Annotated in this window: 1 protein-coding gene; it reads left to right on the forward strand. The window is 50.9% G+C overall.

The annotated features are described in order from the left end of the window. Nucleotides 1–216, forward strand: a 216-nt coding sequence (locus tag AC1RPT_RS08030) for a beta/alpha barrel domain-containing protein (protein ID WP_481763027.1), incomplete at its 5' end; no start/stop codon positions are given. Between the last annotated feature and the right edge of the window lie 57 nt (nucleotides 217–273).

Below are 273 nucleotides of genomic sequence, written 5' to 3' on the forward strand. Positions count from 1 at the left end.
GGCTATACCGGCCCCATCACGCCGGTTGAGCCAGATTTGGCAATGGTGCCACAACTGAGCCATGCAGGTTGTCGTGTTATTGCCGAGGGGCGCTATAACACGCCTGCACTGGCGGCCAATGCTATTGAGCATGGTGCCTGGGCAGTTACCGTTGGTTCCGCTATCACCCGTATTGAGCATATCTGTCAGTGGTTCAGTCACGCAGTAAAACGCTGAACAGGAAAAGAAAATGAACACGCTTACTATTGATATTTATGCCTCAGAGAATAATCC

This window comes from Dellaglioa sp. CoH-56-MRSF-11, from assembly GCF_056782135.1.